This window comes from Streptomyces sp. NPDC048002 (assembly GCF_040653275.1).
Taxonomy (GTDB): domain Bacteria; phylum Actinomycetota; class Actinomycetes; order Streptomycetales; family Streptomycetaceae; genus Streptomyces.
Map to the genome: position 1 here is coordinate 123,536 of NZ_JBEZNL010000004.1, position 25,169 is coordinate 148,704.

A 25,169-nucleotide genomic window follows, 5' to 3' on the forward strand; every position below is an offset into this window, starting at 1 on the left:
CCGGAGCACCCATGACCGCACAGCACCCGACGCTCGCGGACGTCACCGCACTCGCGGGAGTCGACGTCCTGGACCACCTCGATCTGCAAGCCGCCATCCCCGTCTCCGCGGGACTCCAGCGCCAGGGCGACATCGGCCTCATCCCGGTCGCCCTGATCGGGTACGGGCCGCCGACGGGCGCGGAACCCGTCCCCGCCGCGGGAATCCCGCTGGTCAGCGCCGAGGGCGGAGGCAACACGCACCTGCTCGTGGCGGACGGCCCGGTCACCTGGGCGCCGATCGACCCCGACGGCCCGGACGTCGGCTGCTTCACCGTCCCCGAGGGCGCGACGGCCTACATCCTCCACCCCGAACACGGCGCGATGGGCCACGCCCCGGGCACCTACCTCGTACGCCGTCAGGTAGAGGCCGACCTCCGCATCGTCGTGGACTGAGGCGCGGAGACCGCTCCGGTCGCTGGGGCCGTTGGGAGAGGATGACCGGATGCACCTCCGAGAGGGACTCCAGGAACTGCTTTCGCGCGCCGGGCTCACGGTCGTTGAGGAGATGCGCCCCGGAAGCCTGTTCCCGCCCGAGGCCGCCTGGCGTGTCGCGCGAGGGATCACGGCTCCGGACGGTGAGGCCCCCGACGCGCTCGACGCCCCGTGGTGGGACCGCGTCGTCGACGCCGACGACGAGTTCCTGGTGGCCGTCCACAGGTATCGGATCGGCGGCAACGACGCCCTCTGGACCCGGGTCCGCCGCACCGTCGCCGTTCCGGAGCTGACCGGTGGCCCCGGGTTCGTGGCGCTCGCCCTCGACGGTCAGGTGCTGCTGGCGGAGGTCCCCGGCCCGGACGGATCCCGGCTGACGGCCCTGGACCGACTGCCGGAGCGGCTGGAGGAGGTCGCGGGGGCCGCGGGGCGGGAGACGGAAGCCGAGCGCGTCGCGGCGTGGGCCGACGTACCGGCCCGCCCGGGGTGGCCCCTGCACTGGGCGGAGGGGATCGGTGTCAACCCGGCAGCCCCGGACGACCTGTTGATCCGGCTGCTGGACGTGTCGGACGGCTTCCTCTACGGCTGCGACCGGCCCGCCGTCCTCGACGCCGCCGTGACCCACCCCGATGCGAAGGTACGCGCGAGGTCCGCCGAGGCCTTCCGGCCCCAGCTCACTCCCGAGCAGTGGATACGTCTGGTGCGCGCCGAACCGTCTCCCGCCCTAGCCGTGTTGCTGGCCGAGCGCGCCTGCGCCTTGGGCGTCGAACTCCCCGATGACCTGTACGGCGACCTGCTCGCCGGCCCGTGCCGCGCCGAGGCCGCCGCGCTGCCCTCCGTGCCGGCCGGCCACCTCCCCGCACTCGCGGCCGACCCCGATCCCCGCGTACGCGTCACCGCCTGCGCCCGTTGGGAGGACCTCGCCCAGCCCGTGCGGGACCAACTGCTCGCCGACACACAGGACTTGGTACGCACCGAGGCGCTCCTGGCCCACCACACCCACGGCGTCCCGATGCCCCGCGAAGTCCTCAACCAACTACCTGAACCCCGACGCGCACTCCAACAGTGCTGTCTCAGCTCAGAGTTGGAGCTGCACCTGGTCCGCGACGGCGACGTGGAAACGCGCCGGGCACTGGCCGCCAACGTACAACTCGGCGCGCACGCCGTCGCCGTCCTGGCACAGGACCCCGACGATGACGTCCGCTCCGCCGTCGCGCTGCGACCCGACCTGACGGAGGAGCAACGCGCCGCGATCCGCCATGACTTCGACCCGCGGACCGTCTCGTACACGGTGCCCTGGATCGCGAGCCTGCACGGTGACGCCGATGCGATGCGGCGCCTTGCCGCGTCGTCCCACCCCCTCGTCCGCCGCAGCGTGGCCCGCGCCCGCCGCCTTCCCCCGGATGTCGTGGAGCGTCTGGCTCACGACGAGGACCGGACCGTCCGCCTGTTCCTCGCCGAGTCCTGCGACGACGCGCCGGCCGAGATGCTGCTGGAGGTCTGGCGCTGGTGGGACGGCAGCTTCAGCCACCCCGGCCGCCCTCGCACCCACCCCAACTTCCCCCGCACCGGCCTGTTGAGGTTCGCCGACGACCCCAGCGCTCGCATGCGCCGCCTGGCCCTGGACGACCCCCGGTCCACCCCCGCCGACGTCGCACGGCTCGCCCGCGACCCCGAAGCGGAGGCCCGCCGTCGTGCGGCCGAGGACCCCCGGCTGACGCCGGCCGACGCGGTGCGGCTGCTCGATGACCCCGCGCACTACGTCCGCGCGACCGCGATGCGCAATCCGCGGCTTCCGGCCCGCGTCCTGGCCGGTCTGCTGCACGACCGCGACACGGCCCACGAGGCCGTCACCAACCCGGGGATCCCGGTCCCCGTCCAGTACCGCATCCTCGCCGCGGTCGCCGCTGCCGTCGCGGCGCTCTGACACTCGCCACGGCCCGGTACACCGCACGTCCGTCCGCCGGATCGGGACGCCTCGGACCTCCGCCGTCCGAGTGACCGCCCCGCGGCCCCGGCGCCCGCCCCGTGCTGCTCCAAGTGGAGGCGACGAGTGGTGGACGCGCCCGCCCGAACCCAGGCTGACGTAGGCGCCCCGCCCGGCCATGCCGCGGGGCACTGCCTGCCTACCGCCCCCAGGCCGGAGCGGCCGGGGACGTCAGAGAGACGAGTGCACATGGCGGAACACGACATCGGTCCCGGGCCCCTGCCCGCCCCCTCAGGTACCCGAAGCCCCGTACGAAGACGGGCTCGGCGCACCCGGGCCGCCCTCCTCGCGGCCTGCCTGGGAGTCCTCGGCGCGGTCGGGACCGCGGCGCCGAGCAGCGCGCGGTCGCCGTCGCCCGGCGGTCCCGCACCGGGGCATCCTGCACGGTTCGTCCCGGGCCCCTGCCCGCAGACGGCCGAGCCGGTCCCCGGGCGATGCGGCTTCCTGGAGGTCCCCGAGAACCGCGAGCGCCGCACCGGACGGACCATCCGGCTGGCGGTGGCCGTCATCCCTGCCGCGGTGCGGACACCGGCCGCCTCGCCGGTCGTCTTCATGGAAGGCGGGCCGGGAGGAGACGCGTTCGGCGCGATCCCCTTCCTCGTCGAGTCCGGAGTGAACGGCGACCGCGATCTGATCGTCATGGCCCAGCGCGGCACCCTCCACTCACAGCCGAGCCTCGCCTGTCCGGAGATGGACCGGTTCAACGCGACCGCCGTCGGCCTGCCCTACGACGCTCCGTCCACCGGACGAGGCCTGGTGCGCGCGGCGAAGCAGTGCCGGGACCGGCTGACGGACGAGGGAATCGACCTCGCGTCCTACAACACCACCGAGAACGCCGCCGACTTCGCCGCCCTCCGCGCGGCCCTGGGCATCAAGAAGTGGAACGTCTACGGCTACTCGTACGGCACCGACCTGGGCCTCACCTACCTGCGCCGGCACCCACAGGGCGTCCGCGCGCTGGCGATCGACTCGGTCGTGCCGCCCCAGACCGTGAGCCTGCCGTGGGCCTGGGACAGCGCCCAGGAGGGGATCAACGCGATCTTCGCGGCATGCGAGGCGCAGCCCGCCTGCGCCGCCCGCTACCCGGACCTCTCCCGCACGCTCACACGGCAGGTCCGGCGCCTGGAGGCGAACCCCCTGAGGCTGACCGTGCCGTCGCCCGGTGGGGGCACTGCGGTGAACGTCGTCCTCGACGGGGGCACGCTGGTGAACCTGCTGGTCACCAACGGCCGACTGGTCCCGTCCGCCGACGTCCCCGCGGCGCTCTACGAACTCGCCGCAGGCAACCCCGAACGCCTCGCGCGGGCCCAGGCCGCCGGTGCGACGCCCGCCATCGGTGAGTTCGCCCACGGACTGACGCACTCGGTGGCCTGCGCCGAATGGGTGCCGGGCTTCACCAAGCGCGACGTGCTGGAAGCGGGCCGCAGGGCGTTCCCCGGCTGGCCGGACTCGGTGCTGGCCCAGGCCCCGCAGCTGCCCTTCGAACACGACCTGTGCCGTGCCTGGAACGTCCCGGACCGTACCGCCGTCCAGCGGATCGCCACCCGCAGCGAGGTGCCCGCGCTGATCGTCACCGGCACCTTCGACGCGAAGACCGGGGCGAGCTGGGGGCCGTTCGCCGGCCGTACCCTGCCGCGCTCCACCGCCGTGGTGGTTCCCGGGATCACCCACTGGGTGGTGCCGCAGAACCCCTGCGCCGCGTCGGTCCTGCGGTCCTTCCTGGCGCGCCCGACCGCGCCCGACACCGGCTGTGTGGCCGGCGTCGAACCCAAGCCGTTCACCATCATCCCCTGACCGGAGTACGCACGATGTCCCCACGCACGATCCCGGGTCGCCGCCCGGCGCGACGGCTCCCTGCAGCGCTGGCCACAGCCACGGCCGGCGCCCTCGTCGCCGGCCTCGCCGCTATCCCCGCCCACGCCGAGTCCGCGGCCGGAGACCCGGTCGGCACGGTCGCCCGCACGGTGGGCAGCGCCCACTTCGAACCGGGCCCCTGCCCCAGAACGGCCGACCCGATCCCCGACCTGGCGCGCGCCCGCTGCGGCACCCTCACCGTGCCCGAGCGGCGTTCCAGAACGAAGGACAGCAAGGACAGCAAGGGCACCGGAGGCACCGGAAGCACCGGAGACACCCGGGATCTCAAGGACCAGAGGGGCCGCACGATCACCCTCGCGGTCGCGATCATGCCCGCGGAGAGCAGTCGGCCCGCGCCCGACCCGATCGTGTGGTTCGCCGGCGGCCCCGGCGACGACGCGGTCTCCGAGATCCCGCTGGCCCTCGCCGGCAACCTCAACCGCGACCGTGACGTGATCTTCATGTCCCAGCGCGGCACCTACTCCGCCGACCCGGAACTCACCTGCCCCGACATCGACGAGTTCAACGCCCGCGCCCTGGGCCTCGTCTCCAACGCACCGTCCACCGGACGCCTGCACGTCCGGGCCACCCGGGTCTGCCGCGACCGCGTGGACGCCACGGGCGCCGCCCGCGGCACGTACAACGACATCGAGAGCTCCGCCGACTACGACGCCCTGCGCAGGACCCTCGGCATCAGGCAGTGGAACGTCTTCGGGATCTCCTACGGCACCCACCTGGCGCTCAACTACATGCGGCTGCACCCGAAGGGCATCCGCTCGGTGGGTATCGACGGGGTACTGCCGCCGTCCATCGCCGGCGGGGCCGTGACCTGGAAGGCCGCACGGGAGGGATTCGACGGCCTGTTCAAGGCGTGCGAGGAGCAGACCGACTGCAACACCCGCTACCCGGACCTCAAGGCCACGTTCCTCCGCCTCGTGCGCGAGCTGGAGGCCGACCCGATCACCACCACCGTCACGGTCCCGGTCCACCCGGAGCCGGTGAAGGTCGTGCTCGACGGGGGCACCCTGGTCAACTGGCTCACCTCCGCCACCCACGTGGCCTCCGGCGTGCCACGCTCCATCGACGAACTCGCCCACGGCAACCCGCAGCGGATCGCCGAGCAGCTCGCGGGCGGCAAGTACAGCCCGCAGGCCATCGGAAGGGTCGCCCACGGGCTGGTCTACGGCGTCTTCTGCAGCCAGTGGACCCCGTACGAGAGCCGGGCCGACATCATCCGGGGCGGACGCCGCGCGTTCCCGTCGTTCCCGCGGTCGATGCTGGCCAACGCCCCTCAGCTCGCCTGGCTCCACGACGACTGCCGTGCGTGGGACATCCCCGCGGCGCCCCGGTCGGTCCGGGACGTGACCCGCAGCGACATCCCGACCCTCACCCTGTCCGGCGGCTTCGACGCCCAGACCGCACCGAGCAACGGAGCGTACGCCGCCCGCACGCTCAGCCGCGCCACCACCGTCACGGTTCCCTACGTCGCCCATGTGGTGTTCGCCGACTCGCAGTGCGCGCAGACGATCACCACTTCGTTCTTCGACCGTCCGACCGCGCCGGACACCGCCTGTCTGGCCGGACTCCAGCCACCCCAGTTCGACCTCGCACCATAGGGAAGGAACGGCGGCGGCTACCGAGTGCGGGAGCCGCCGCCTAAGGCCGCGAGCGCCGCGCGAGCCGCCGGGTGGGCGTCCGGCGGGAAGCGGCGGCCTGATGACAGGGTGGCTTCGAGCAGCGGCGCCGCGGCCGAGGCCGGGGCGCCGACGGGCGCGAGGTACCGGAGGGCGGCGCGGCAGGGCTCGTCGGCAGCCCCCGACCGCAGGGGCTCCAGGGCCGCCAGCAGCACGGGTACGGACAGATCGGTGTCGCCGGTCAGGCGCCACCAGGCGTGGGCGGCCTGGACGCGGGTCCAGGGGCCCGGCGACCCGCTTGTTGGAGACACCGGCGGCCTCGATCAGAGCGGGTACGGCGGACGTGATGTCCTGCGTCCAGTCCAACGAATCGAGCCGCGCCAGCGCCGTGCCCGCGGCGTCCTGGGCGAGCGACGAGGGGGACTCCAGACAGCGCACCAGTCCGGCCACCAGCTCCGGCCGGGGCGCCCGCCAGAGCTGCAGAATGTCCGAGGCGACGGCGACCGCACCCTCGACCAGCACGGGTCGCCCGGAGCCGAACCCGCGCAGCGCAACCGCGACGCCCCGCTCCACGTTCTCGCGAACATCCAGCCGCAGCCCGTCGGGCTCGACCCCCGAGGCGACCAACAAGGTACGCGCCGCAAAGCCGTACCCGGCCCCCACCCCACCCCCAACCACCCTGCCGCGCAGGCTACAACCGCCGGTTGTGGGTGGCAGGCCCGGGTGCGAGATATGCACCCCCTGCTGGGCCCGATGCACCGTCAGTGATCATGAGGCGGAGGCCGAGATCACGGCTTCCTACATCACCGCCGCCCCCGAGGACCTTCTGCGAGCAGCCTCGCGCCGAGTTGGAAGGACTCAGGGCCGCGCGGCAGGGGCGCCGAGGCGGCGGCGGCTACTGGGCGTAGAAGGTGGCGTCCGCCCGGTCGGTGGCCGTACTGGGAGTCTGGACGTACAACACGTGGTTGTAGTGGCGGATGTAGCGGCCCGCGGCGTTGGAGGACTCGTAGGAGACTCCGGCGGTGTCGGCGAGCCCGGGACGGGCCAGCCAGGAGGCGTCGCCGCGGAAGAGGGCCGTTCCGTCGTTCTGCTCCACCCACACCTCGTAGTTCCGGTGGCGCAGGAAGTATCCGGGGAAGTTGGCCGATTCCAGGGAGACGGAGCCGTTGCCGGCGAGTCCGGTGACGACGCGGAACTGCGAGTCGGCCAGTGGGGCGACGTTCGCCTCGGTCCGGGCGCGGAACTCCCAGTGCCGGACGAAGCGGTCGGGGAAGTTGTAGGAGGAGAGCCGGACCGGGGTGAGGCCGTCGGCGACGGGAATGCCGAAGTCGGGTGTGCCGTCGGCCTTCCAGTAGAGCTTCTGGACGCGGGTGCGGCGGTTGGGGTCGTTGAGGGGGTCGCCGCTGATGTCCTTGTAACCGCGGTCGTGGTAGACGAGGATGTCCGACCTGCCGTCCTCGGAGACCGTGAACTGGTTGTGTCCGGGGCCGTACTGGCCGGTGGCGGTGTTGCTCGCGAACACCGGGCCCGCGTTCTTCGTCCACGACGACGCGGTGAGCAGGTCCGCCGAGGCGGACGCGGTGAGCAGGCCCATGCAGTAGTTGGCGTCGGTGGCGCTCGCCGAGAAGGCCATGAAGACCTTGCCGTTGCGCTGGATGACGGCCGGCCCCTCGTTGACCGTCTGGCCGCCGGCGGTCTCCCAGGCGGCGGTCGGCCGGCTGAGCATGACCGGTGCGCCGTCGATCGTCCACGGATTCGCCATCCGCGCGAGGTAGAGGTTGGTGCCGGGGCCGACGGCCGGGTCGTTCTGCGCCCAGGCGAGGTAGCGGACCCCGTTCACGGCGAAGGTCGTCGCGTCCAGGGAGAAGGTGTCCAGGGGCAGGGTGATGCGGCCCTTCTCCGTCCAGGTGCCGGTGACGGGGTTCGAGGCCGTGCACTCCAGGACATAGGGCCGGATCCGCCAGACGTCGTCGGCGTTGCCGGCGGCGAAGTAGAGGTACCAGCGCCCGTCGATGAAGTGGATCTCCGGCGCCCAGATGTGGGCACCCATGGCACCGGTGGAGTGCTTGGTCCAGATCGTCGTCTCGGCGGCCGAGGAGAGTCCCTGGATCGTGGTGGCGCGGCGCAGCACGATCCGGTCGTAGGCGGGCACCGTGGCGGTGAAGTAGTAGTAGCCGTCGGTGTGTTTGACGATGTGCGGGTCGGCCCGCTGTGCCGCGAGGGTGTTGGTGTACGTGGCGGCGGGGGACGCCGGCAAGGCGGCGTGAGAGGTTCCGGCGGGGAGACCGACGGCGGCCGTGGAGCCGGCCAGCATGCCGAGGGCCGTACGGCGGGTGAATGCGGGTCTCATGGGTTCTCCCTGTGCGGGGTGCGGGCGGAGGCCGTTGCGTCAACTGCCGGTATTTCGAACGAGGTTCGGGGGTTCGGCCAGAAGATAGGTTCTGCCGGAGGCCCGGTCAACGCTTCCGGCGGAAGCTCCGCCGTCGCCGACCGATCCCGAACCCTCGTAACTGGTCTACACCCTTGACTGGTACATACCAATGCGATTGAGTGTGCCTCCGCAGCCCCCCACCACGGCCGCCCCCACGCCGTGACCGGTCCGCCGGTGCGTGCGGTGCGGGCCCACTGCGCCCTGCTCCGGGTGCGGCCGTGCCCCGCAAAGGAGTTGATCCCGTGTCGAGACGCCGCATCTCCGCCGCCCTGGCCGTCCTCGCGTTCGCAGGCACAGCCCCGGTACTGCTCCCGGCCACGCAGGCCGCCGCCGCGTCCTGCTCCAGCTACCCCGGCTGGGTGGCCGGCCGCTCGTACAACGCCGGTGACATCGTTCGCTACACCGACGGCAAGGCCTACATAGCCGAGCACGCCAACCCCGGCTACGACCCCACCATCAGCACCTGGTACTGGGACCCGTACGCCTGCGACAACGGACCCGGCACGCCCAACACCAACTTCGTCGTGTCGGAGGCCCAGTTCAACCAGATGTTCCCCAGCAGGAACTCCTTCTACAGCTACAACGGACTCACCGCCGCGCTGAGCGCCTACCCCGGCTTCGCGAAGACCGGCAGCGACACCGTGAAGAAGCAGGAGGCCGCCGCCTTCCTCGCCAACGTCAGTCACGAGACCGGCGGCCTGGTGCACGTGGTGGAGCAGAACACCGCCAACTACCCGCACTACTGCGACTGGAGCCAGCCCTACGGCTGTCCCGCGGGTCAGGCCGCCTACTACGGACGCGGCCCGATCCAGCTCAGCTGGAACTTCAACTACAAGGCGGCAGGCGACGCCCTCGGCATCGACCTGCTCGGAAACCCCTGGCTCGTCCAGAACGACTCGGCCGTCGCCTGGAAGACGGCCCTGTGGTACTGGAACACCCAGTCCGGCCCCGGCACCATGACCCCCCACAACGCCATGGTCAACCAGGCGGGCTTCGGGCAGACCATCCGCTCCATCAACGGCTCCCTGGAGTGCGACGGAAAGAACCCGGCGCAGGTCCAGAGCCGCGTCAACAACTACCAGCGGTTCACGCAGATCCTCGGGACGTCCACCGGCGCGAACCTCTACTGCTGACGGCGCCCGAGGGGCCGCCCCTGCCCGGAGGGCGGTCGGTGGCCGCGACCACGGGTTCCCGGCTCAGGTGACCAGCTCGTAGATACTCACGGCCGTCAACCACAGGCCGGCGAGGAGGGAGAGCGTGACGATCAGCTGCTCCTGGTGCTGTGCCACCCAGTTCCGCAGGGAGTTCAGCCGTGCGTTCGCGGCCGCCGGTGTCCAGACCGCGTACATCTCCATGACGATGAGGCTGAGGGTGGCCAGCAGGCCGTAGCCGGTCAGCACGAGCCAGTCGGTGAGCGTGGAGAGATGCGCGTCGAGGGCGGTCGCGGCGCCGGCCGCGACCAGCCCCCAGGGCTGCATCAGCCAGGCCGGACCGGCTGCCATGACCGGGGAGGCGTTGTCCATTCGGACGCCCAGCGCGGCGGCCCGTGCGGGCGGGGCGGCCGGCGGTGCCGGTGGGCGCCGTACAGCACCGGTGCCACGCCGATGGCGAGTTTCGCGGCGATCGCGGAGGTCGAGGGCGTGGTGTGGCGGGCCGGTGGCTGCCCGCCCGTCAGCAGTACCACGACAGCGATCACGACGACCAGGGTCCCGACTGTGCGGGTGGCGGCGTAGCCGGTCGAGCGGGCCACGCCCAGGAGCCCCATCGGCCCGTACGGGAACTCCCTCACTCGGCCTCCCTCTGCCCCGGACGCGGTGAGGCGGGGCTACTGGTCGCCCGACTCGGGCCGAGCGCGGAGCCAGGCCGCCTCGAACTCGTCCTGGCTGATCTCCCTGCCCGGCAGGTCGGGGTCGAACAGGTCCACGAGGGGCGGATTGAACGGCCAGTCGTCCGGGCCGCTCTTGACGGCGGTCCCGTCCTCGCCCAGTTCGACCTGGCGCAGCCGACGCCCGTCGGGTCCGACCTCCACCAGGTAGACCGCCGGGTCGGCGTCCTCGTCGTACCGAAGGCGCAGGTGCACGACGCTTCGGTCCGCCAGCGCGCCGAAGCCGGGCCGCTCGCGCTGGGCGTCACGCCGTGCCCGCAGGCCCGCCAGGTCGTCCGGCACGGTGGCTCCGTCGACGTCGGCTTCGCCCAGGTCCCAAGACCCGGCCCGTGCGACGGTCTCCGCATCGTCGACGACCTCGACCTCGGCGAACGTCTCCAGCACTTCCCGGGCCGACCTCGCACGGATCCACCACCACAGGCCGCCCATGCCGTAGTCGTGCAGGACGAGGAAGCGTGTCTTGCCGGTGGTGTCACTTCGGGTCACTCGGGCGAGCCTAGTGCCGTGCCGAATCCGCGGTGGCCCGGGGGAAACCGGCGGCGACTGAGCTGCCGGGTCCCGGCGGTGATGATGTGCGGTGATCGGGGTACCCGAGCAGTCGGTCAGGCCGGACGGTGTGCCCGTAGCACCGCTGACAGGGCGTCACCGGCCAGCGGTGCGCGACAGGCGACAGACGACAGGGCATACGGACACCGCACGGCGGCGTGAGCGTGAAAGAAGGAAGGTGAGATGCATGACGGGAGGCTCCCCTCGAACCGGAAGCACGGTGCAGGAGCCGCCGGTCGGTGAACTCGTGCAGCGTGCCTCGCAGCAGCTGTCGCAGCTGGTCCGCGACGAGATGCGCCTGGCACAGGCCGAGATGACCCAGAAGGGCAAGAGGTACGGCAAGGGCGGCGGCCTGTTCGGCGGAGCCGGCGTGATGGGTGTGCTCACCCTTCAGGCGCTCGTGGTCACCGCGATCGCCGCGCTGTCACTCGTCATGGAGGTGTGGCTGGCGGCCCTGATCGTCACCTGCGTCCTGGCCGCGGTCACCGGGCTGGCGGCTGCACTCGGCAAACGCCAGATCAGCGCGGCGTCCCCGCCCGTGCCGGAACAGACCGTCGACAGCGTCAAGGCCGATGTGGCCGAGATCAAGGAAAGGGCACAGCGATGAGCCACGACAAGCCCACGGGCGACCTGACCCCCGGTTCCCCCGAGGAGCTGCGCAAGCAGGTCGAGTCGACCCGCGAGGAACTCGGAGAGACGGTCGAGGCGCTCGCGGCGAAGGCCGACGTCAAGACCCGCGCCCAGGAGAAGACCGCGGCCCTGGGCCACCAGGTCGCGGAGAAGACCACGCAGGTCAGCGGCCAGCTGCGGGAGAAGGCGGCCCAGGCCACCCACGTGGTGCAGGACCGTACCCCCGAGCCGGTGAAGGCGAAGGCCGCCTCCGCCGTGGAGCGGGTCCGCGACGAGGCCACGCAGGTGGGCCGCCTCGCCCGCGAGAAGGCTCCCGAGCCGGTGCGCGAGAAGGCGGACCAGGGCGTGCGGCTGGCGAAGGCCAACCGCACCCCGCTGCTGGCCGGGCTCGGCGCGCTGGCCGCGTTCCTCCTGGTCCGCCGCGCCGAGCGGCGCCGCTGAGACCGGCGCGGGTCGCCCCGGGCGCCCCTCACCTCACGGAGGCATTGCACACGGAATGCTCCAGGCGCCGGGCGCCCGTCACCCGAGTCGGTGCGAGGCCCGCTCGTACGTGGTCGTGTCGCGCAGGTCGCGGAGCATCGGTTCCGCGTCGCGGGCGGCCAGCAGGACCTGAGGGTCGAGGTCGGCGGTGATCAGCTCCGGCTGATCCACGCCGGCCTCGGCGAGGGTCCGCCCGTCCGGTCCCCAGATGGCGCTGGAGCCGCAGGCGTCCCAGCCGCCGGTCGTACCGATGTGATTGGCCAGCACCGCGTAGCAGGTGTTGTCCAGGGCGCGGGCCGGGAACCAGGTCCGTGACTCGTGGTACCCGCCTCCGACGCTGAAGAGGGCGCCGACCACATAGGCGTGGCAGCCGTCCAGCGCGGCCGCACGGGCGTGCTCGGGGAAGCCGGAGTCGTAGCAGATGCCGAGCCCCAGGCGCCAGCCCTCGATCTCCAGGGTGCAGCCGGCCGCACCCTCGCGATAGATCTCGCGCTCCGACTTGAACAGCTGCTGCTTGTCGTAGCGGGTGACCAGCTCCCCGTTCGCATCGACGACCAGCGCCGAGACGTACAGGTCCCCCTGATCGTGGAACGCGGCGCCGACCACGGCGACGGTGCCGGTCTCCCGGCAGGCGTCGGAAACGGGCGACAGGCGCGGGTCGCCCGGCTGGATGGCGTACTGGTGCGGGTCGGCCCGGATGAGGTCGGGCTCGTAGCCGCTGAGGAACTTCTCCGGGAAGACCACGAGCCGAGCCCCTGCCCGTGCCGCGTCCCGGACGAGGGCCGCGACGGCGGAGACGTTGGCCTCGACGTCACCGGCCTCGGCCCGAGCCTGCGCCGCGGCGATCCGGAGGGGACGCGCGGGGAAACCGTGCTGAGCTGCGTGAACTGTCACGGACCTTCACACTACCGCCACGCGACTGGCCTCCCTCACAGGGGTGAGGCCCTGGTTCCGAGGAGCTGACGCGGCGCGGGCTCAGGCAGCGCTGCGATCGTCGAAGTGGGCGGTGATCGCCTCGAACGCCGCGGCCTCCCGGGCGTCGAGCGGCAGGCCGTCCGGCACGTGCCGAGGGGCGGAGGGACGGGTGCAATCGGGTCCGTGTACGGCGCCTTCGGTATGCCGCCAGAAGGCGCAGCACGGGACCGGAGCCGAGAAGGGGGGCACGGAGTCGACGACCGCGGCGCGGCGGGCACGCTCGTGTCGGACCAGCCGGCTCCGGTGCTCCGTGTACAGGCGCGCGGCACACCAGGCGAGGCACGCGGCACCGTAGAACCCGAAGACGCACAACCACGGGGTGTGGAGGGCTGCGTAGAGCCCGCAGGCGAAGCAGAGGACTGCGAGGGCCAGACAGATACGGGCGTCCAGGCGACTGTGGGTCCAGGGACGTCTCACGGGGTCTCCCAAGGCGAGTTGGCTTGGAATCCTGTTGCCCCGAATCAGCCGACTCTCTCGTGGCCGCGCCGGATGGGCGACGAGAGACGGCGGGCCGCCCTCCGCGAGCGGTGCCCGCACCTGCCGTTCCCTCGCCCTCTCGTCAGGGAGTCACCCGGAGAATCAGATCGTGGTCGGGGCCGCCGCGGCCGTTGGTGAGCACCCACAGCGAGCCGTCCGGAGCGGGCGTGACCAGTCTCAGGCGACCGTACTCACCGGTCAGCAGCTGTTCGGGCGACGAGCCGTCGGTGCCGATGCGGTAGAGGCGTTCGCCGCGCAGGCAGGCGATCCAGATCTTCCCGTCGTGGTACGTCATTCCGCTCGGGGAGGCGTCGGCGGGCTTCCAGGTCGCGATGGGATCCGTGAACTCGGGCTCCCCGCCGGTGCCTTCGACCTCCGGCCAGCCGTAGTTGCCGCCCGCGGTGACATGGTTCAGCTCGTCGAGATTGTGGTGGCCGAAGTCGGACACGTACAACTCGCCCTTGTCGTCCCAGGCGAGGCCCTGTGGATCGCGGAATCCCCAGCTGTACACCGGTGATCCGGCCTTGGGGTTGCCGGGTGCGGGTTCGCCCTCCGCCGTGACACGGAGGATCTTTCCGCCCAGGTCGTCCCGGTCCTGGGCGAGGGGACGGTCGTCGGCCTCACCGGTGGTGATGTACAGCATGCCGTCGGGGCCGAATCTGATCCGGCCGCCGTTGTGGATCTCGCCGCTGGGAATACCGGTCAGGATCGGTTCGGGCGGAGCCGAGGAGTCCAGCTTCAACCGACTCACCCGGCTGTCGGTCTCGGTGGTGTAGTAGACGTAGACCCAGCCGTCCTCCTCGTAGGCCGGGGAGACCGCCACACCCTGGAGCCCGGCTTGGCGGGTGGGCTCCGCGATGTCGTCGATGGTGCGGAGGTCGGTGACCTGTCCGTCCGGTCCGACCTTCCGCAGGAGGCCCGATTCACGCTCGGTGACCAGCGCCGACCCGTCGGGGAGGAAGGCGAGGTCGAAGGGGTAGTGCAGGCCGCGCGCGAGTGGCTCCACCGAGGCGGGCCTGGCCTCCGGAGCGTCGCGGACGGTCGGCCGTGCCCACCACCCCCAGAACGCGCCGTAGAAGTAGATCCCGAGGGCCGCCGCTGTGACCAGCAGTCCGGCCGTACCCACTACGAGTGTCCGTCGTCTTCGCACGCGGTGAGAGTAGGGAGCGCCCGATCAAGGTCTCTACCGCCAACGGGTGGCCGTGGGCTGAAGGTTGGGGAGACATGGTTCCCGGCCCTGGGATGATCAAGCCGTGACCGACAAGAGACTGTCTGCCGTGGAGGATCATGTCCGAGCGTTCTTCGAGGGGCACCCCGTGGACGCCGTCGACCGGGACCTCGGGCCCGAACGACGAGAAGCGGTGCCCGAACCGCACGTCCTCGTCGTGGGGCCCGGCCCTCGCGGCGACAGTTGGGCCTACGTCACCGTCGGGTGCTCGACCCTGACCGAGGAGGACGGCCAAGGACTGGAGTTCGTCATGACGGCCCCTGCCCGGGACGAGAGGTTCACCGACCTCATGACGATGATCGCCTGCTACCACCGAGGGGGACATCGGCTCGGCCTGGAACACAGCATGCCGATCGGCGAACCGTGGGTGCCGGGTTCGTCCTGCGGCCACCTGCTGATCAGCCTGCCCTACCTGCACGGACCGGACCTCGAAGACTGTCCCGTCCCCGATGGCCACGTCCGCGTCCTGTGGACCCTGCCCGTGACGACGGCCGAGATCGAGTACCGCAGGCACCACGGCCACGAGGCCCTGGAACGGCTCTTCGACGAGACAGGGATCATTCCCACGGACCCGTTCAGGGCGTCGGCCGCCTGATGCCGAGCGACGCCCAGCGGCAGTAGGGCGGCGGGGGATCAGCGGTCCTGGGAGAGGGACAGGAGTTCGGCGAAGGTGCCCCCGGCGTGGACGAGGTCGTCGTACGCGCCCTGTTCGGTGATCCGGCCGTGCTCCAGCACGATGATGTGGTCGGCGATCTTCGTGTTCTCCAGGCGGTGTGTGACCACGATGGTGATGCGGTCGGCGGCGATGGCCTTGATCTGCTCGAAGACGCCGTGTTCACCACGTGGGTCCATCTGGGACGTGGGTTCGTCCAGGATGAGCAGCTCGGGCTTGCGGTACAGGGCCCGGGAGCAGGCGACGCGCTGCCACAGGCCGCCGGACAGTTCTGATCCGCCGAAGATGTCGCGGGCGAGGAGGGTGTCGAGGCCGGCCGGCAGATCGTCGACGGCCTCCCGCAGGCCGACCGCGTCGACCGCTTCCCACACGGCCGCGTCGTCATGGGTACGGGGCTGCCCGAGGGTGATGTTCTCCCTCACCCGAAGGGGCCACTGGGCGAAGATCTGCGGTACGAGGCCCGTGTTCGCCCACACGGTCGCGGGGTCCAACTCGGCGAGGTCCCGGCCGTCCCAGGTGACCTTGCCCTTGTCCGGCAGGTAGATCCCGGTGAGGAGCCGGGTGAGGGTGGACTTGCCGGAGCCGTTGGCCCCGACGATCGCGAGGATCTGACCGCGCCGAAGCGTGAGGGACACACCGTTCACGGCGGGCTTGTCCTTGCCGGGGTACTGGTAGACGGCCTCCTGGACGGTGATCTCACCGACCGGGGCGGTCACGGTGTGCGGGCCCCGCCGGGGCGCGCGGGCGGCTGCGTCGTCGAGGAAGGACTGCATGTCGCCGAGGTAGAGACTGGTGTGGAAGACGGCCGCGCCGTTCATGACGACCTGGGACAGCGCGGCGAGCGTCGTCTGTACGGCGATGACCGCGGTGGCCGCGACCGCGAGGTCGATGCGTCCGTCGGCTGCGAGCCAGGCCAGCGCCGCCCAGGTGAGGACGAGGAAGAAGCCGCCGGCCAGGGAGGACGACAGGGAGATCCGCAAGGTCCGGGGTGCGGCGGCGAGCGTGCGCCGGTCGCAGCGGTCGGACAGGGAGCGGTACCAGTAGACCAGGTAGTCGGTCATCGAGTTGGCGCGGACCTCGTCGCCGTACTTGGAGGTGGTGGCCCACCAGCGCATCATGCCCCGTACGTTGCGGTCCGCGACGTTGGCGTAGTGGGTCTGGTAGTCCACCCGGGCGGTCAGGACGGCGCCGACGCCGGCGGGGAGCACGGCGAGCAGGAGCAGCGGCAGCATCAGGACGTTCAGCACGGACAGGACACTGCCCGCGGTGACCATACGGATCAGCGCCGACATGAACCGCTGGGCGTCGGCGACCATCACGAGCGTACGGATCACCCCCATCTCGGCCGCCTCCTGCCGGTCGGAGAACCCGTCGACGGCGTACGCGGCTGCCTCGACCCGGCAGACCGCCTCGACGAGCGCCGTGTCCGTCTCCGTGGCCAGCCGGGGAGTGATCCGCCGCTCCGCGTAGGTGGATACGGAGTCGGCGCCGCGCCCGAGGGCTGCCGCCAGGGCCACGACCAGGAGCGCGGGCAGGGCGCCGCGCAGACGGTCGGTTACCGCGCCGTCGGAGAGGAGCGGCCCCATGGCGGTGGCGGTCGCGGTCAGCAGCACCGCGGCCGAGACCCCGGTGACCACCTGGCAGACCAGCAGCAGCTGCACCGCGTGTCGGTCCGTACGCCATGACAACCGGGCGATCCTGCGCAGCACTTTGGGGATGTGCGCGCACATCCGCCCGAAGGACACCTGGGCCAGCGGGTTGACGGAGTACTGCCCGCTGTACGTGATCTCCGCGGGCGGTGGAGGGGGCGGGGGAGACTGCTGTGCGCCCGTCGCGGCCGAAGTCACTGTGATCGTCCCCCTGATGGTGGCCCAGCGTGGTCGACAGGTTCAACGACCGCGCGGGGATATCGAACACATGTATTTCGGTCGCCTCCGAAATCCCGGGATTCAGCGCGCGTCGACATATGGCGGATGCATGGACCCTTCCGCCGCAATGGGTGCGGGGAGGAGGGAGGTTGGCCGAAACCTGCGGCCGCCCCGTAACAGCCGACCCGGTAACAGCCGGCCCGGTAACAGCCGCCCCGGTGGATCGGCGAGGATACGATCATGGACGATGCAGAGGACGACGTAACCCAGGCGATCGCGGCGGAGTTGCAGCTCATGGATCCGCGTGTCCGCGCCTCCCGCGAGCGTGCCGCGCGGCTGCTCGACCCGGAGTTCGTGGAGGTCGGCGGGTCGGGGCGGCGGTGGACCTACGAGGCCATGCTCGCCGAACTGCCGGACCACCAGGGCAGTTCGGAGCAGGGGCCCCGCTACGAGCCGTCCGGGTTCTCGGGAGTCGTCCTCGCGCCGGGGCTGGTGCATCTGACCTTCGAGACCAGGCTCGGAGACGTCAGGACCAGGCACAGCTCGATCTGGCGCAGAACGGACCCGGTGGCAGGTTGGCGGATGTACTACCACCAGGCCACGCGTGTCCCAGCCGGGGTGGTGTGACGCGGTCGTCCGGGAGGCGTGATCGGGCCCGGCCCGAGACTCATTCGAGATCGCTGGTGTCGTACAGGCGTGTCCACCACCAGGCACCCCGGCGCCAGGGTTCCCGATGGGCGAACACGTCCGGGAGGGTTCTGCGCAGGAGTTCCCGGTCGATGTCGGCGAGCAGCGATGCCAGGTCGCGACGGGCGTGCCGGGGGAGCAGGGGGTCCGCGTGGAGGTGTTCCGCCCGGTGGACGGCGGACACCGTCCGTGGATGGAGGCGGTCGATTCGCGTCGGCCAGGGCCGGAGTTCGGACCTCGGAGGCCGGAAGTGTGCGGTGCGCAGGGCGCCGGGCCGTCTACGCTGCATGGGCCTTCGGTGGCTTGCCATGGGTAGGGGTTCACACTTGCGCGTCGGCTCACCAGCCCATGCCGGTGGGCAAATCGCTTCGCGTACCGGGCACCCCGCGAACTACCCTCGCGGCCATGACGTCACACGATGCGCCAGAGGGCCCCCGGCAGCCCACGGTCGGGTCGTGAACGGCGCCGTGCCCCCGGGCACGTGGGAGCATGAGCCATGGCCACTGATCATCCCGCCGAGCGGGGCGGTGCCGGGCGGGACCGGTTCGCCGCGTTCTCCGACCGGGCGTCGAACGTCACCAGCTCACCGCTCTTCTACGTCCTGTGCGTGCTCCTGGTCCTCGGCACCATCGCCCTGCACTTCGCGCACCCTCCGCTGGCCTGGCTGATCTTCGCCGGAGACCTCATGGCATCGGTCAACCTTCTGCTGCTCGCCCTGTTGAAGAACAGCGAACGGCGAAACACGCACGCCGTTCAGCAGAAGCTGGACGCGATCGCCGCGGCGTTGCTGGAGCAGCGCGAGGGTACGAAGCACGAAGCGGCCGACGAGTTGAGGCGTGTCATTCGCCTGGACGAGCAGCAGTAGCGACGTCGGCGGTCGTCGCCGCCCAGGAGGCGAGCAGACGCAGTGCCTCTTCGGAGGCGGAGCCGGGTTCGGCCGTGTAGATGGTCAGGGTGAGTCCGGGAGCGGCGGTCATGTCCAGGCCCTCGTAGGCGAGGGTGAGGTCGCCGACCACGTGGTGGTGGAAGCGTTTGGTGCCCGTGCCGTGGTGGCGGACATCGTGGGCTCCCCAGCGTGTGCGGAACTCGTCGCTGCGGGTGGACAGTTCACCGACGAGGTCGTGGAGGTCCTTGTCGTGCGGATTGCGGCCGGCTTCGGTGCGCAGGATGGCGACGGCGACATCGGCGGCCCGCTCCCAGTCGGGGTAGAAGCGGCGGGAGGCGGGGTCGAGGAACTGGAAGCGGGCGAGGTTCGCCTGGTTGCCGGGGGTGGCGTGGACGTCGTCGTAGAAGGCTCGGGCGAGCTGGTTCGCGGCGAGGAGGTCCATGCGGCCGTTGCGTACGAAGGCCGGTCCGGCCGTGACGGCGTCCAATACCCATTGCAGGCTGCGGTGCGCGTTCCAGGCACGGCCGGTGCGTCGGCGGGGACGGGTGAGGGCGTCCGAGCCGTCGGCGGCCTGGGCCAGGTTCAGCAGATGGGCGCGTTCGGCGTCGTCGAGCTGGAGAGCGCGCGCGACGGCTTCGAGGACGGCGGGGGAGACTCCGGCGAGGTTTCCGCGTTCCAGCTTCGCGTAGTACTCGACACTCACGTCGGCCAGTGCGGCGACCTCGCTGCGGCGCAGGCCGGGCACCCGTCGGCGGCTCCCGGCGGGCAGGCCCGCCCGCTCCGGGCTGATCTTCGCTCGCCGCGAGGTGAGGAACTCGCGGACCTCTGCTTGGTTGTCCACGCCTTCGACGGTACGTCCCGCCCGCCGCCATAGGGGTGTACTGGCAGTACACCCCTTGACGGTGTCTCGCTGCCGGCGCCGGGAGCGGGTTTGCTGGACGCAGTGGTGCTCTGCGCCCGTCCCGTCACGACGGGCGCACACCCCGCCCCCCATTCGGCGACGGCCCCGTCCTCCGGCGGCCACGCCCCTCGGCACGCAAAGGAACCCCTCTCATGCGCGGCGCAGTGATCCACGCCCCCGGCGACATCCGCTTCGAGACCCTCGACGACCCCAAGATCCTCAACCCGACCGACGCGATCATCCGTACGGCCGTGACCTGCGTGTGCGGCTCCGACCTGTGGCCCTACCGCGGTGCGGAGCCGACCGGCGACCCGCACCCCATGGGACACGAGTACGTCGGCTTCGTGGAGGAGGTCGGGTCCGAGGTCACCTCGGTCCGGCCGGGCCAGTTCGTCGTCGGTTCCTTCGCCACCTCGGACAACACCTGCGCGAACTGCGTCAACGGCTTCCCGTCCAACTGCCTGCACCGGGAGTTCATGTCGACCTGCCAGGCCGACTACGTACGCATCCCCAACGCGCAGGGCACCCTGGTCGCCACCGACGAGGTGCCCGGTGAAGAGCTGTGGCCGGGGTTGCTGGCCGTCTCCGACGTCATGGGCACCGGCTGGTGGGCGGCGGAGGCCGCCGAGGTCAAGCCCGGCTCCACCTCGGTGGTCGTCGGTGACGGCGCGGTCGGCCTGTGTGCGGTGATCGCGGCCAAGGAGTTGGGCGCCGAGCGCATCATCGTCATGTCCCGGCACGAGTCCCGGCAACAGCTCGCCCGCGAGTTCGGCGCCACCGACATCGTCGCCGCGCGTGGCGAGGAGGGCGTGGCCCGGATCAAGGAGATGACCGGTGGCATCGGCGCGGACAGCGTCCTGGAGTGCGTCGGCACCGCCCAGGCCATGCGACAGGCGCTGCACTCCGCGCGGCCCGGCGGCAACGTCGGCTTCGTCGGCGTCCCGCACGAGGTCGCCGTCGACGGCCAGGAGCTGTTCTTCTCCCACGTCGGCCTGCGCGGCGGCCCCGCGCCCGTACGCCGCTACCTGCCCGACCTCATGGACCGGGTCCTGACCCGCCGCATCGACCCGGGCAAGGTCTTCGACCTCACCCTGCCCCTCGAAGAGGTCGCCGAGGGCTACCGGGCGATGGACGAGCGCCGCGCCATCAAGGCCCTCCTCAAGCCCTGACCACAGCCACCCCGCCGTACCACCGGGAGCACACACCCCATGCAGATCACCCGCAGCTCGATCGACACCGTCAAGGGACCCGCCGACTGGTTCACCGGGGACGTCTACATCGACGCCGTGGCCTCCGCGCCCGCCCCGTCCCGGGTCACCGCGAACCTGGTCCACTTCATGCCCGGCGCCCGCACCCACTGGCACCGCCACCCGCTCGGCCAGACCGTCTTCGTCACCGAGGGCGTCGGCCTGTGCCAGCGCCGCGGGGGACCCGTCGAGGTCATCCGCCCCGGCGACCGCGTCCTCTTCGAGGCGGACGAGGAGCACTGGCACGGCGCCGCACCGAACCGCCTGATGGTCCACCTGGCCATCAACGAGGGCGACGCGGACCACGACGTCGTCCACTGGCTGACCCCCGTAACCGACGACGAGTACCGAGCCGCCCCGTCCACCGACTGAGCCGGGTCGGGCGCCGTCCCGCCGGCCCTCCCGATCACCGGCAGGGACCCGGCCCGTCGGGTCCTGCGACCGCTCCCGCGCCCTGGGCCGGCCCTCATGAGCCCGGCAGTCCGCCGCGGCCTGCTCGGTGCCGCTCGCCGGGCGTCGTCACGCGGTCTCCTCGCTCGGGTGCTCCTCGACGCTGCGGGAGTTGGTGAGGCTCAGTGCGCCGCCCGCGGCGATCAGGCCCACGACGACGGCCAGCAGCGCGTAGCTGACGCGCTCGCCGTGGAAGAAGGACGCGACGAGGTCGCTGCTCCAGACCCCGGCGGGGAGCTGGGTGGTGACCAGGGCCGCGATCAGGGTGCCGACCACCGCGGTACCGACGCTGGTGCCGACTTCCTGGGCGGTGTCGTTGAGGGCGGCGCCGATCGAGGTGCGGTTGCTCGGCATCGCGTCGATGAGCGCGACCGCGCAGATCGTCATGACGGTGCGCAGTCCCACGGTCATGAGAACCATGCAGACGGCGATCGCGGCGTACCCGTGGTCGACGGCCCAGGAGAGGCCCGCCAGTGATCCGGCCAGGCAGGCGGCGCCCACCAGGCAGGCGACGCGGTGCCCGTAGCGGCGGGCGAGCCACTCGGAGAGGGGTGTGGCGGTCAGCATCGTCACGATGATCGGCAGGTTGGCCAGGCCCGCCCGCACCGGGCTCCACCCGTAGGCGTACTGGAAGTGGAGGATCAGACCGAACATCACGCCGGCCATCGCGATGGACGTGCCGATCTGGGCGATGGCCGCGCCCCGGACGGTGCCATCGGCGAAGAGCCTCAGGTCGAGCATGGGGGCCTTGCTGCGGCGCTCGTGCCGGACGAACGCGACCGCGGCCGCGAGGGCGCCGGCGATCGACGTGAGGGTGATGGCGGAGAGCCAGCCGTGCTCGACGCCGCTGGTCAGCGAGTAGCAGGCGAGTCCGATGGCGGCGACGCTGAGGACGGCGCCGGGGAGGTCGAGACGGTCCTTGGTGAGGTCCTCGGGCCGGTCGGCCGGGACACCGAGCCGGACGCCGATGCAGGCGATCACCGCGATGGGGGCGTTCACGACGAGCAGCCACTCCCAGCGGACGTGGGCCAGCGCGGTGCCGCCGAGCAGCGGTCCGAGGACGAAACCGGACATGCCGACGACGATCATCACGGTCATGGCGCGCATCCGCAGCGCCTTGTCGTCGAACAGGCGGAAGACCAGCGAGTTCGTGATCGGCGCCATCGCCGCGGCGGCTATGCCGAGTGCGGCTCGCAGCGCGATGAGCTGGCCGGCTGTGGTGACGAGCACCACGCACAGGCTGAGCGAGCCGAACACGGCGAGTCCGATGAGCAGGACCCGTCGCCGGCCGAGCCGGTCGGCCATGGAGCCCGCGGTGAGCAGCAGGCCGCCGAAGGTCAGCGAATAGGCGCCGGTGACCCATTGCAGGGCGGTCGTCCCGCTCCCGAGATCGCGGCCGATCGTGGGCAGGGCGATCGACAGGAGCGTGTTGTCGACCATTTCGACGAAGAAGGCCAGGCAGAGGGCGGCGAGGGGAATCCAGGCCGCGCGCAGGGACGGATAGGTGCGGGCGGGGGTGTGCAGCGTTGCGGTAGTCATGACGGTCCTCCAATCGAACGCCGTTCGCTTATCGAACAAGGTTCGATACGGTACGATAGAACAACGTTCGATACGGTGCAAGACGCGAAGGGATCAAGCCGTGACACGCCAGCAGAACCGCTCCGGCGGGGGACGCCGACGGGCCTCGCACTCCATGGAGTCCGTGCTCGCGGAGGCCGTGGCCCTGCTCGACGAGGCGGGAGCATCGGCCCTGACCTTCCGGGCGCTCGCACAACGCCTCGGCGGCGGCGTCGCCAGCATCTACTGGTACGTCGCCAACAAGGACGAACTGCTCGACCGCGCCGCCGACCACGCCATGGGTCCCGTCCTGGCAGACATCCGCGAGATCCCCGGCAGCGACGACCCGATCGACGACCTCCGCGCCATGGCCGTCACGCTGTTCGACGCGATCGTGGAGCGTCCCTGGCTGAGCTCCTACTTCATGCGCAACACGAGCATCCAGAGCAACACCCTGGGCCTGTACGAGAAGCTCGGCCAGCAGACGCTCCGCCTGAACCTCACCGCGTCCCAGCGCTTCCACGCCGTGTCCGCCGTCGTCGGAGTCGTCGTCGGCTCCGCCGTCGACCTCGGTCAGGAGCCGACGCAGGAGATGCTCGAAGGTGACGTGGACCGCGACGAGTACCTCGGCCGCGTCGCCCAGGACTGGCGGGACCTCGACCCCGAGGAGTTCCCCTTCGTCCACGAGATCGTCGACGAGTTCGACGGCCACGACGACGTGGACCAGTTCCGCTCCGCCCTGGAACTGACCCTCACGGGACTCCGCCTGCAAGCCGGGGCGTGAGGCGGGGCACGGCCGGCCCTTGGCCGCTAGGACTGAGGGTTCACCCTCAGGTCGTCGCGCATGGCGGTCCGCATGGCGCGGAGCCTGATCCAGATGTCCGCCTGGGCCTGCGCGGCGGTGGCGAGCGTCTCACCGGGCTCCGGCTGTTCACGCTCAAGGCGTTTGACGTGACCGTAGACGGCGCTGAGGGCGCGGCTGACTTCGGCGGCGTGCGCGAGGACCTCGTCCGGTGCCGTCATCTGCGCCTCTGAGTACCTGTCGCGATGAGCGCTCTTGGCCTCGTCGAGTGCCACCCGGTCGGCGTCCTCGACGCCGCGTTCACGCATGACGTGCAGATACTGATTGAGCGCGGTGGTGAATTGGCGTGCGTCCCGGTTCAGTTCCACGTAGCACGTGCGCCGCAGGCGAAGGTTCTCGCGGACCTCCTCGTGGTCCCGGAGAAGTTCGATCTCCCGGCGCCTTGCCCGTTCGGAGGCGCGCTGTGCGAGGAGCGTGCCGCCGAGCGTTCCCGCCACGCCAGCCACCGCGATGATCACAGAACCAAGATCCACGAAGCCCCCTCGGAAGTCCTCCGTGATCTCATCACGACTGTCCGCCGCTCTCACGCGGTATACCGAGGGCGGGCCACTTTCGGCCGGTGGGTGGCGACGCCGGCGGCGGGGTCAGTGCTCCTACCCTGCTGTCATGACTACGGTGCAGGTCAACGGCATGGAGATCGGGTACGACCGCGTGGGTGACGGGCCGCCGGTGGTGTTCCTGCACGGCGCGGCATACGATGCGCGCTCTTGGCGGCCGCAACTTGACGACCTGGCCGACGAGTTCACGGTCGTGGCGTGGGACGAGCCGGGGGCGGGGCGTTCCTCCGACCTGCCCAAGTCATTCGGGCCGGCCGACTACGCCCACTGTCTGGCCGCGGTCGTACAGTCGCTGCGTCTGGGACCGGCGCACATCGCGGGGCTGTCCTGGGGCGGAACGCTCGCCCTGGAGTTCTACCGGCAGCACGCCGACCTCGTCAGGACGCTGATCCTCGCCGACACCTACGCCGGCTGGAAGGGCTCCCTGCCGGCGCAGGAAGTCCGGGCCCGTGTCGAGGGTGCGCAGCGGATGCTGGACGCGCCGAGCGAGGAGTTCGACCCCACGCTGCCCGGACTGTTCGCCGGTGAGCCGCCCGCCGCGTACGCGTCACTGCTGAACGCGATGGACGCCGCCGTACGCCCCGAGACGATGCGGGCGCAGCTGCTCCTCATGGCCGAGACGGACCAACGGGACCTGTTGCCCACGGTCTCGGTGCCCACCCTCCTGCTCTGGGGAGAACAGGACGTACGCTCACCGCTCACCGTGGCGCGCCAGTTCCAGGAAGCGATCCCGCGCGCCGAACTCGTCGTGATCCCGGAGGCGGGCCACGTGAGCAACCTCGAACGGGCGCGGGACTTCAACCGGGCCGTGCGCGCCTTCTGCCGCCTCCACTCCTGACCCCGGCCCGGGTGGACGCGCCTGGAGAGCCCGGCGGCCGGCG

The 25,169-nt window shown here is 71.4% G+C and carries 27 protein-coding genes; 14 read left to right on the top strand and 13 right to left on the bottom strand.

Annotated elements, in window-relative coordinates; genetic code table 11:
- Positions 1-11: 11 nt before the first annotated feature.
- The 4 genes from AB0E07_RS08030 (at position 12) to AB0E07_RS08045 (ending at position 5,930) form a co-directional block, all read left to right on the top strand.
- Entirely contained in the window at positions 12-434 is a 423-nt protein-coding gene (locus AB0E07_RS08030; RefSeq protein ID WP_362247491.1) for a hypothetical protein, read from the top strand.
- A 49-nt stretch (positions 435-483) separates the two neighbouring features.
- The gene (locus AB0E07_RS08035) at positions 484-2,400 is read left to right on the top strand and encodes a hypothetical protein (protein WP_362247492.1); all 1,917 of its coding nucleotides are present in this window, start codon (positions 484-486) and stop codon (positions 2,398-2,400) included.
- 558 nt (positions 2,401-2,958) lie between these two features.
- The gene (locus AB0E07_RS08040; protein WP_362247493.1) at positions 2,959-4,254 is read left to right on the top strand and encodes an alpha/beta hydrolase; all 1,296 of its coding nucleotides are present in this window, start codon (positions 2,959-2,961) and stop codon (positions 4,252-4,254) included.
- Between the two features lie 14 nt (positions 4,255-4,268).
- Positions 4,269-5,930, top strand: a complete 1,662-nt coding sequence (locus AB0E07_RS08045) for an alpha/beta fold hydrolase (protein ID WP_362247494.1) — start codon at positions 4,269-4,271, stop codon at positions 5,928-5,930.
- Between the two features lie 17 nt (positions 5,931-5,947).
- On the opposite strand, the gene AB0E07_RS08050 is transcribed toward AB0E07_RS08045, so the two are convergent.
- On the bottom strand, positions 5,948-6,259 hold the full coding sequence (locus AB0E07_RS08050; RefSeq protein ID WP_362247495.1) for a hypothetical protein: 312 nt from the start codon (positions 6,257-6,259) through the stop codon (positions 5,948-5,950).
- Positions 6,260-6,843: 584 nt separating this feature from the next.
- On the bottom strand, positions 6,844-8,262 hold the full coding sequence (locus AB0E07_RS08055) for a family 43 glycosylhydrolase (RefSeq protein WP_362247743.1): 1,419 nt from the start codon (positions 8,260-8,262) through the stop codon (positions 6,844-6,846).
- A gap of 359 nt (positions 8,263-8,621) precedes the next feature.
- Here AB0E07_RS08055 and AB0E07_RS08060 point away from each other — a divergent pair, with 359 nt between their 5' ends.
- The gene (locus AB0E07_RS08060) at positions 8,622-9,512 is read left to right on the top strand and encodes a glycoside hydrolase family 19 protein (protein WP_362247496.1); all 891 of its coding nucleotides are present in this window, start codon (positions 8,622-8,624) and stop codon (positions 9,510-9,512) included.
- A 63-nt stretch (positions 9,513-9,575) separates the two neighbouring features.
- Here AB0E07_RS08060 and AB0E07_RS08065 read toward each other — a convergent pair whose 3' ends face one another.
- From AB0E07_RS08065 to AB0E07_RS08075, 3 genes are read right to left on the bottom strand one after another with little or no spacing between them, the layout of a single operon-like run.
- Positions 9,576-9,902 (bottom strand): GAP family protein, encoded by a 327-nt coding sequence (locus tag AB0E07_RS08065; protein WP_362247497.1) that lies wholly within the window; start codon positions 9,900-9,902, stop codon positions 9,576-9,578.
- Positions 9,857-10,168 (bottom strand): hypothetical protein, encoded by a 312-nt coding sequence (locus AB0E07_RS08070; protein WP_362247498.1) that lies wholly within the window; start codon positions 10,166-10,168, stop codon positions 9,857-9,859. Before AB0E07_RS08070 ends, AB0E07_RS08065 begins: the two co-directional genes overlap by 46 nt.
- Positions 10,169-10,204: 36 nt before the next feature.
- Positions 10,205-10,750: a hypothetical protein gene (locus AB0E07_RS08075; RefSeq protein WP_362247499.1), complete on the bottom strand. Its 546-nt coding sequence runs from the start codon at positions 10,748-10,750 to the stop codon at positions 10,205-10,207.
- A gap of 247 nt (positions 10,751-10,997) precedes the next feature.
- Between AB0E07_RS08075 and AB0E07_RS08080 the strand changes: the two genes are divergently transcribed.
- Complete coding sequence (locus AB0E07_RS08080; RefSeq protein ID WP_362247500.1) at positions 10,998-11,417, top strand: phage holin family protein; 420 nt, start codon at positions 10,998-11,000, stop codon at positions 11,415-11,417.
- On the top strand, positions 11,414-11,881 hold the full coding sequence (locus AB0E07_RS08085) for a DUF3618 domain-containing protein (RefSeq protein WP_362247501.1): 468 nt from the start codon (positions 11,414-11,416) through the stop codon (positions 11,879-11,881). Before AB0E07_RS08080 ends, AB0E07_RS08085 begins: the two co-directional genes overlap by 4 nt.
- Before the next feature lie 78 nt (positions 11,882-11,959).
- Here AB0E07_RS08085 and AB0E07_RS08090 read toward each other — a convergent pair whose 3' ends face one another.
- The 3 genes from AB0E07_RS08090 to AB0E07_RS08100 form a co-directional block, all read right to left on the bottom strand.
- Positions 11,960-12,814 (bottom strand): carbon-nitrogen hydrolase family protein, encoded by an 855-nt coding sequence (locus AB0E07_RS08090; protein WP_362247502.1) that lies wholly within the window; start codon positions 12,812-12,814, stop codon positions 11,960-11,962.
- A gap of 81 nt (positions 12,815-12,895) precedes the next feature.
- Positions 12,896-13,312, bottom strand: a complete 417-nt coding sequence (locus AB0E07_RS08095) for a hypothetical protein (RefSeq protein WP_362247503.1) — start codon at positions 13,310-13,312, stop codon at positions 12,896-12,898.
- Positions 13,313-13,454: 142 nt separating this feature from the next.
- Positions 13,455-14,522 (bottom strand): PQQ-dependent sugar dehydrogenase, encoded by a 1,068-nt coding sequence (locus AB0E07_RS08100; RefSeq protein ID WP_362247504.1) that lies wholly within the window; start codon positions 14,520-14,522, stop codon positions 13,455-13,457.
- A gap of 103 nt (positions 14,523-14,625) precedes the next feature.
- Between AB0E07_RS08100 and AB0E07_RS08105 the strand changes: the two genes are divergently transcribed.
- Complete coding sequence (locus tag AB0E07_RS08105) at positions 14,626-15,195, top strand: suppressor of fused domain protein (RefSeq protein WP_362247505.1); 570 nt, start codon at positions 14,626-14,628, stop codon at positions 15,193-15,195.
- A 38-nt stretch (positions 15,196-15,233) separates the two neighbouring features.
- On the opposite strand, the gene AB0E07_RS08110 is transcribed toward AB0E07_RS08105, so the two are convergent.
- On the bottom strand, positions 15,234-17,120 hold the full coding sequence (locus tag AB0E07_RS08110; protein ID WP_362247506.1) for an ABC transporter ATP-binding protein: 1,887 nt from the start codon (positions 17,118-17,120) through the stop codon (positions 15,234-15,236).
- A 261-nt stretch (positions 17,121-17,381) separates the two neighbouring features.
- Here AB0E07_RS08110 and AB0E07_RS08115 point away from each other — a divergent pair, with 261 nt between their 5' ends.
- A complete protein-coding gene (locus tag AB0E07_RS08115; protein WP_362247507.1) occupies positions 17,382-17,768 on the top strand; it encodes a nuclear transport factor 2 family protein in 387 nt (128 codons plus the stop codon).
- Positions 17,769-17,808: 40 nt separating this feature from the next.
- Here the strand turns inward: AB0E07_RS08115 and AB0E07_RS08120 are convergent, their stop codons facing one another.
- Positions 17,809-18,012, bottom strand: coding sequence for a hypothetical protein (locus AB0E07_RS08120; protein WP_362247508.1), 204 nt, complete (start codon positions 18,010-18,012; stop codon positions 17,809-17,811).
- Positions 18,013-18,324: 312 nt separating this feature from the next.
- Here AB0E07_RS08120 and AB0E07_RS08125 point away from each other — a divergent pair, with 312 nt between their 5' ends.
- Positions 18,325-18,693, top strand: a complete 369-nt coding sequence (locus AB0E07_RS08125) for a hypothetical protein (RefSeq protein WP_362247509.1) — start codon at positions 18,325-18,327, stop codon at positions 18,691-18,693.
- On the opposite strand, the gene AB0E07_RS08130 is transcribed toward AB0E07_RS08125, so the two are convergent.
- Positions 18,668-19,555, bottom strand: coding sequence for a helix-turn-helix transcriptional regulator (locus AB0E07_RS08130; RefSeq protein WP_362247510.1), 888 nt, complete (start codon positions 19,553-19,555; stop codon positions 18,668-18,670). The genes AB0E07_RS08125 and AB0E07_RS08130 overlap by 26 nt on opposite strands.
- 212 nt (positions 19,556-19,767) lie before the next feature.
- On the opposite strand from AB0E07_RS08130, the gene AB0E07_RS08135 reads away from it, so the two are divergent.
- Positions 19,768-20,784, top strand: coding sequence for a zinc-dependent alcohol dehydrogenase family protein (locus AB0E07_RS08135; RefSeq protein WP_362247511.1), 1,017 nt, complete (start codon positions 19,768-19,770; stop codon positions 20,782-20,784).
- A gap of 39 nt (positions 20,785-20,823) precedes the next feature.
- The gene (locus AB0E07_RS08140; protein WP_362247512.1) at positions 20,824-21,234 is read left to right on the top strand and encodes a cupin domain-containing protein; all 411 of its coding nucleotides are present in this window, start codon (positions 20,824-20,826) and stop codon (positions 21,232-21,234) included.
- Between the two features lie 147 nt (positions 21,235-21,381).
- Here AB0E07_RS08140 and AB0E07_RS08145 read toward each other — a convergent pair whose 3' ends face one another.
- Positions 21,382-22,851: an MFS transporter gene (locus AB0E07_RS08145; protein WP_362247513.1), complete on the bottom strand. Its 1,470-nt coding sequence runs from the start codon at positions 22,849-22,851 to the stop codon at positions 21,382-21,384.
- Positions 22,852-23,005: 154 nt separating this feature from the next.
- Between AB0E07_RS08145 and AB0E07_RS08150 the strand changes: the two genes are divergently transcribed.
- On the top strand, positions 23,006-23,653 hold the full coding sequence (locus AB0E07_RS08150) for a helix-turn-helix domain-containing protein (protein WP_362247745.1): 648 nt from the start codon (positions 23,006-23,008) through the stop codon (positions 23,651-23,653).
- A 26-nt stretch (positions 23,654-23,679) separates the two neighbouring features.
- Here AB0E07_RS08150 and AB0E07_RS08155 read toward each other — a convergent pair whose 3' ends face one another.
- The gene (locus tag AB0E07_RS08155) at positions 23,680-24,189 is read right to left on the bottom strand and encodes a hypothetical protein (RefSeq protein ID WP_362247514.1); all 510 of its coding nucleotides are present in this window, start codon (positions 24,187-24,189) and stop codon (positions 23,680-23,682) included.
- 148 nt (positions 24,190-24,337) lie between these two features.
- Here AB0E07_RS08155 and AB0E07_RS08160 point away from each other — a divergent pair, with 148 nt between their 5' ends.
- On the top strand, positions 24,338-25,126 hold the full coding sequence (locus AB0E07_RS08160; RefSeq protein WP_362247515.1) for an alpha/beta hydrolase: 789 nt from the start codon (positions 24,338-24,340) through the stop codon (positions 25,124-25,126).
- Positions 25,127-25,169 lie beyond the last annotated feature (43 nt).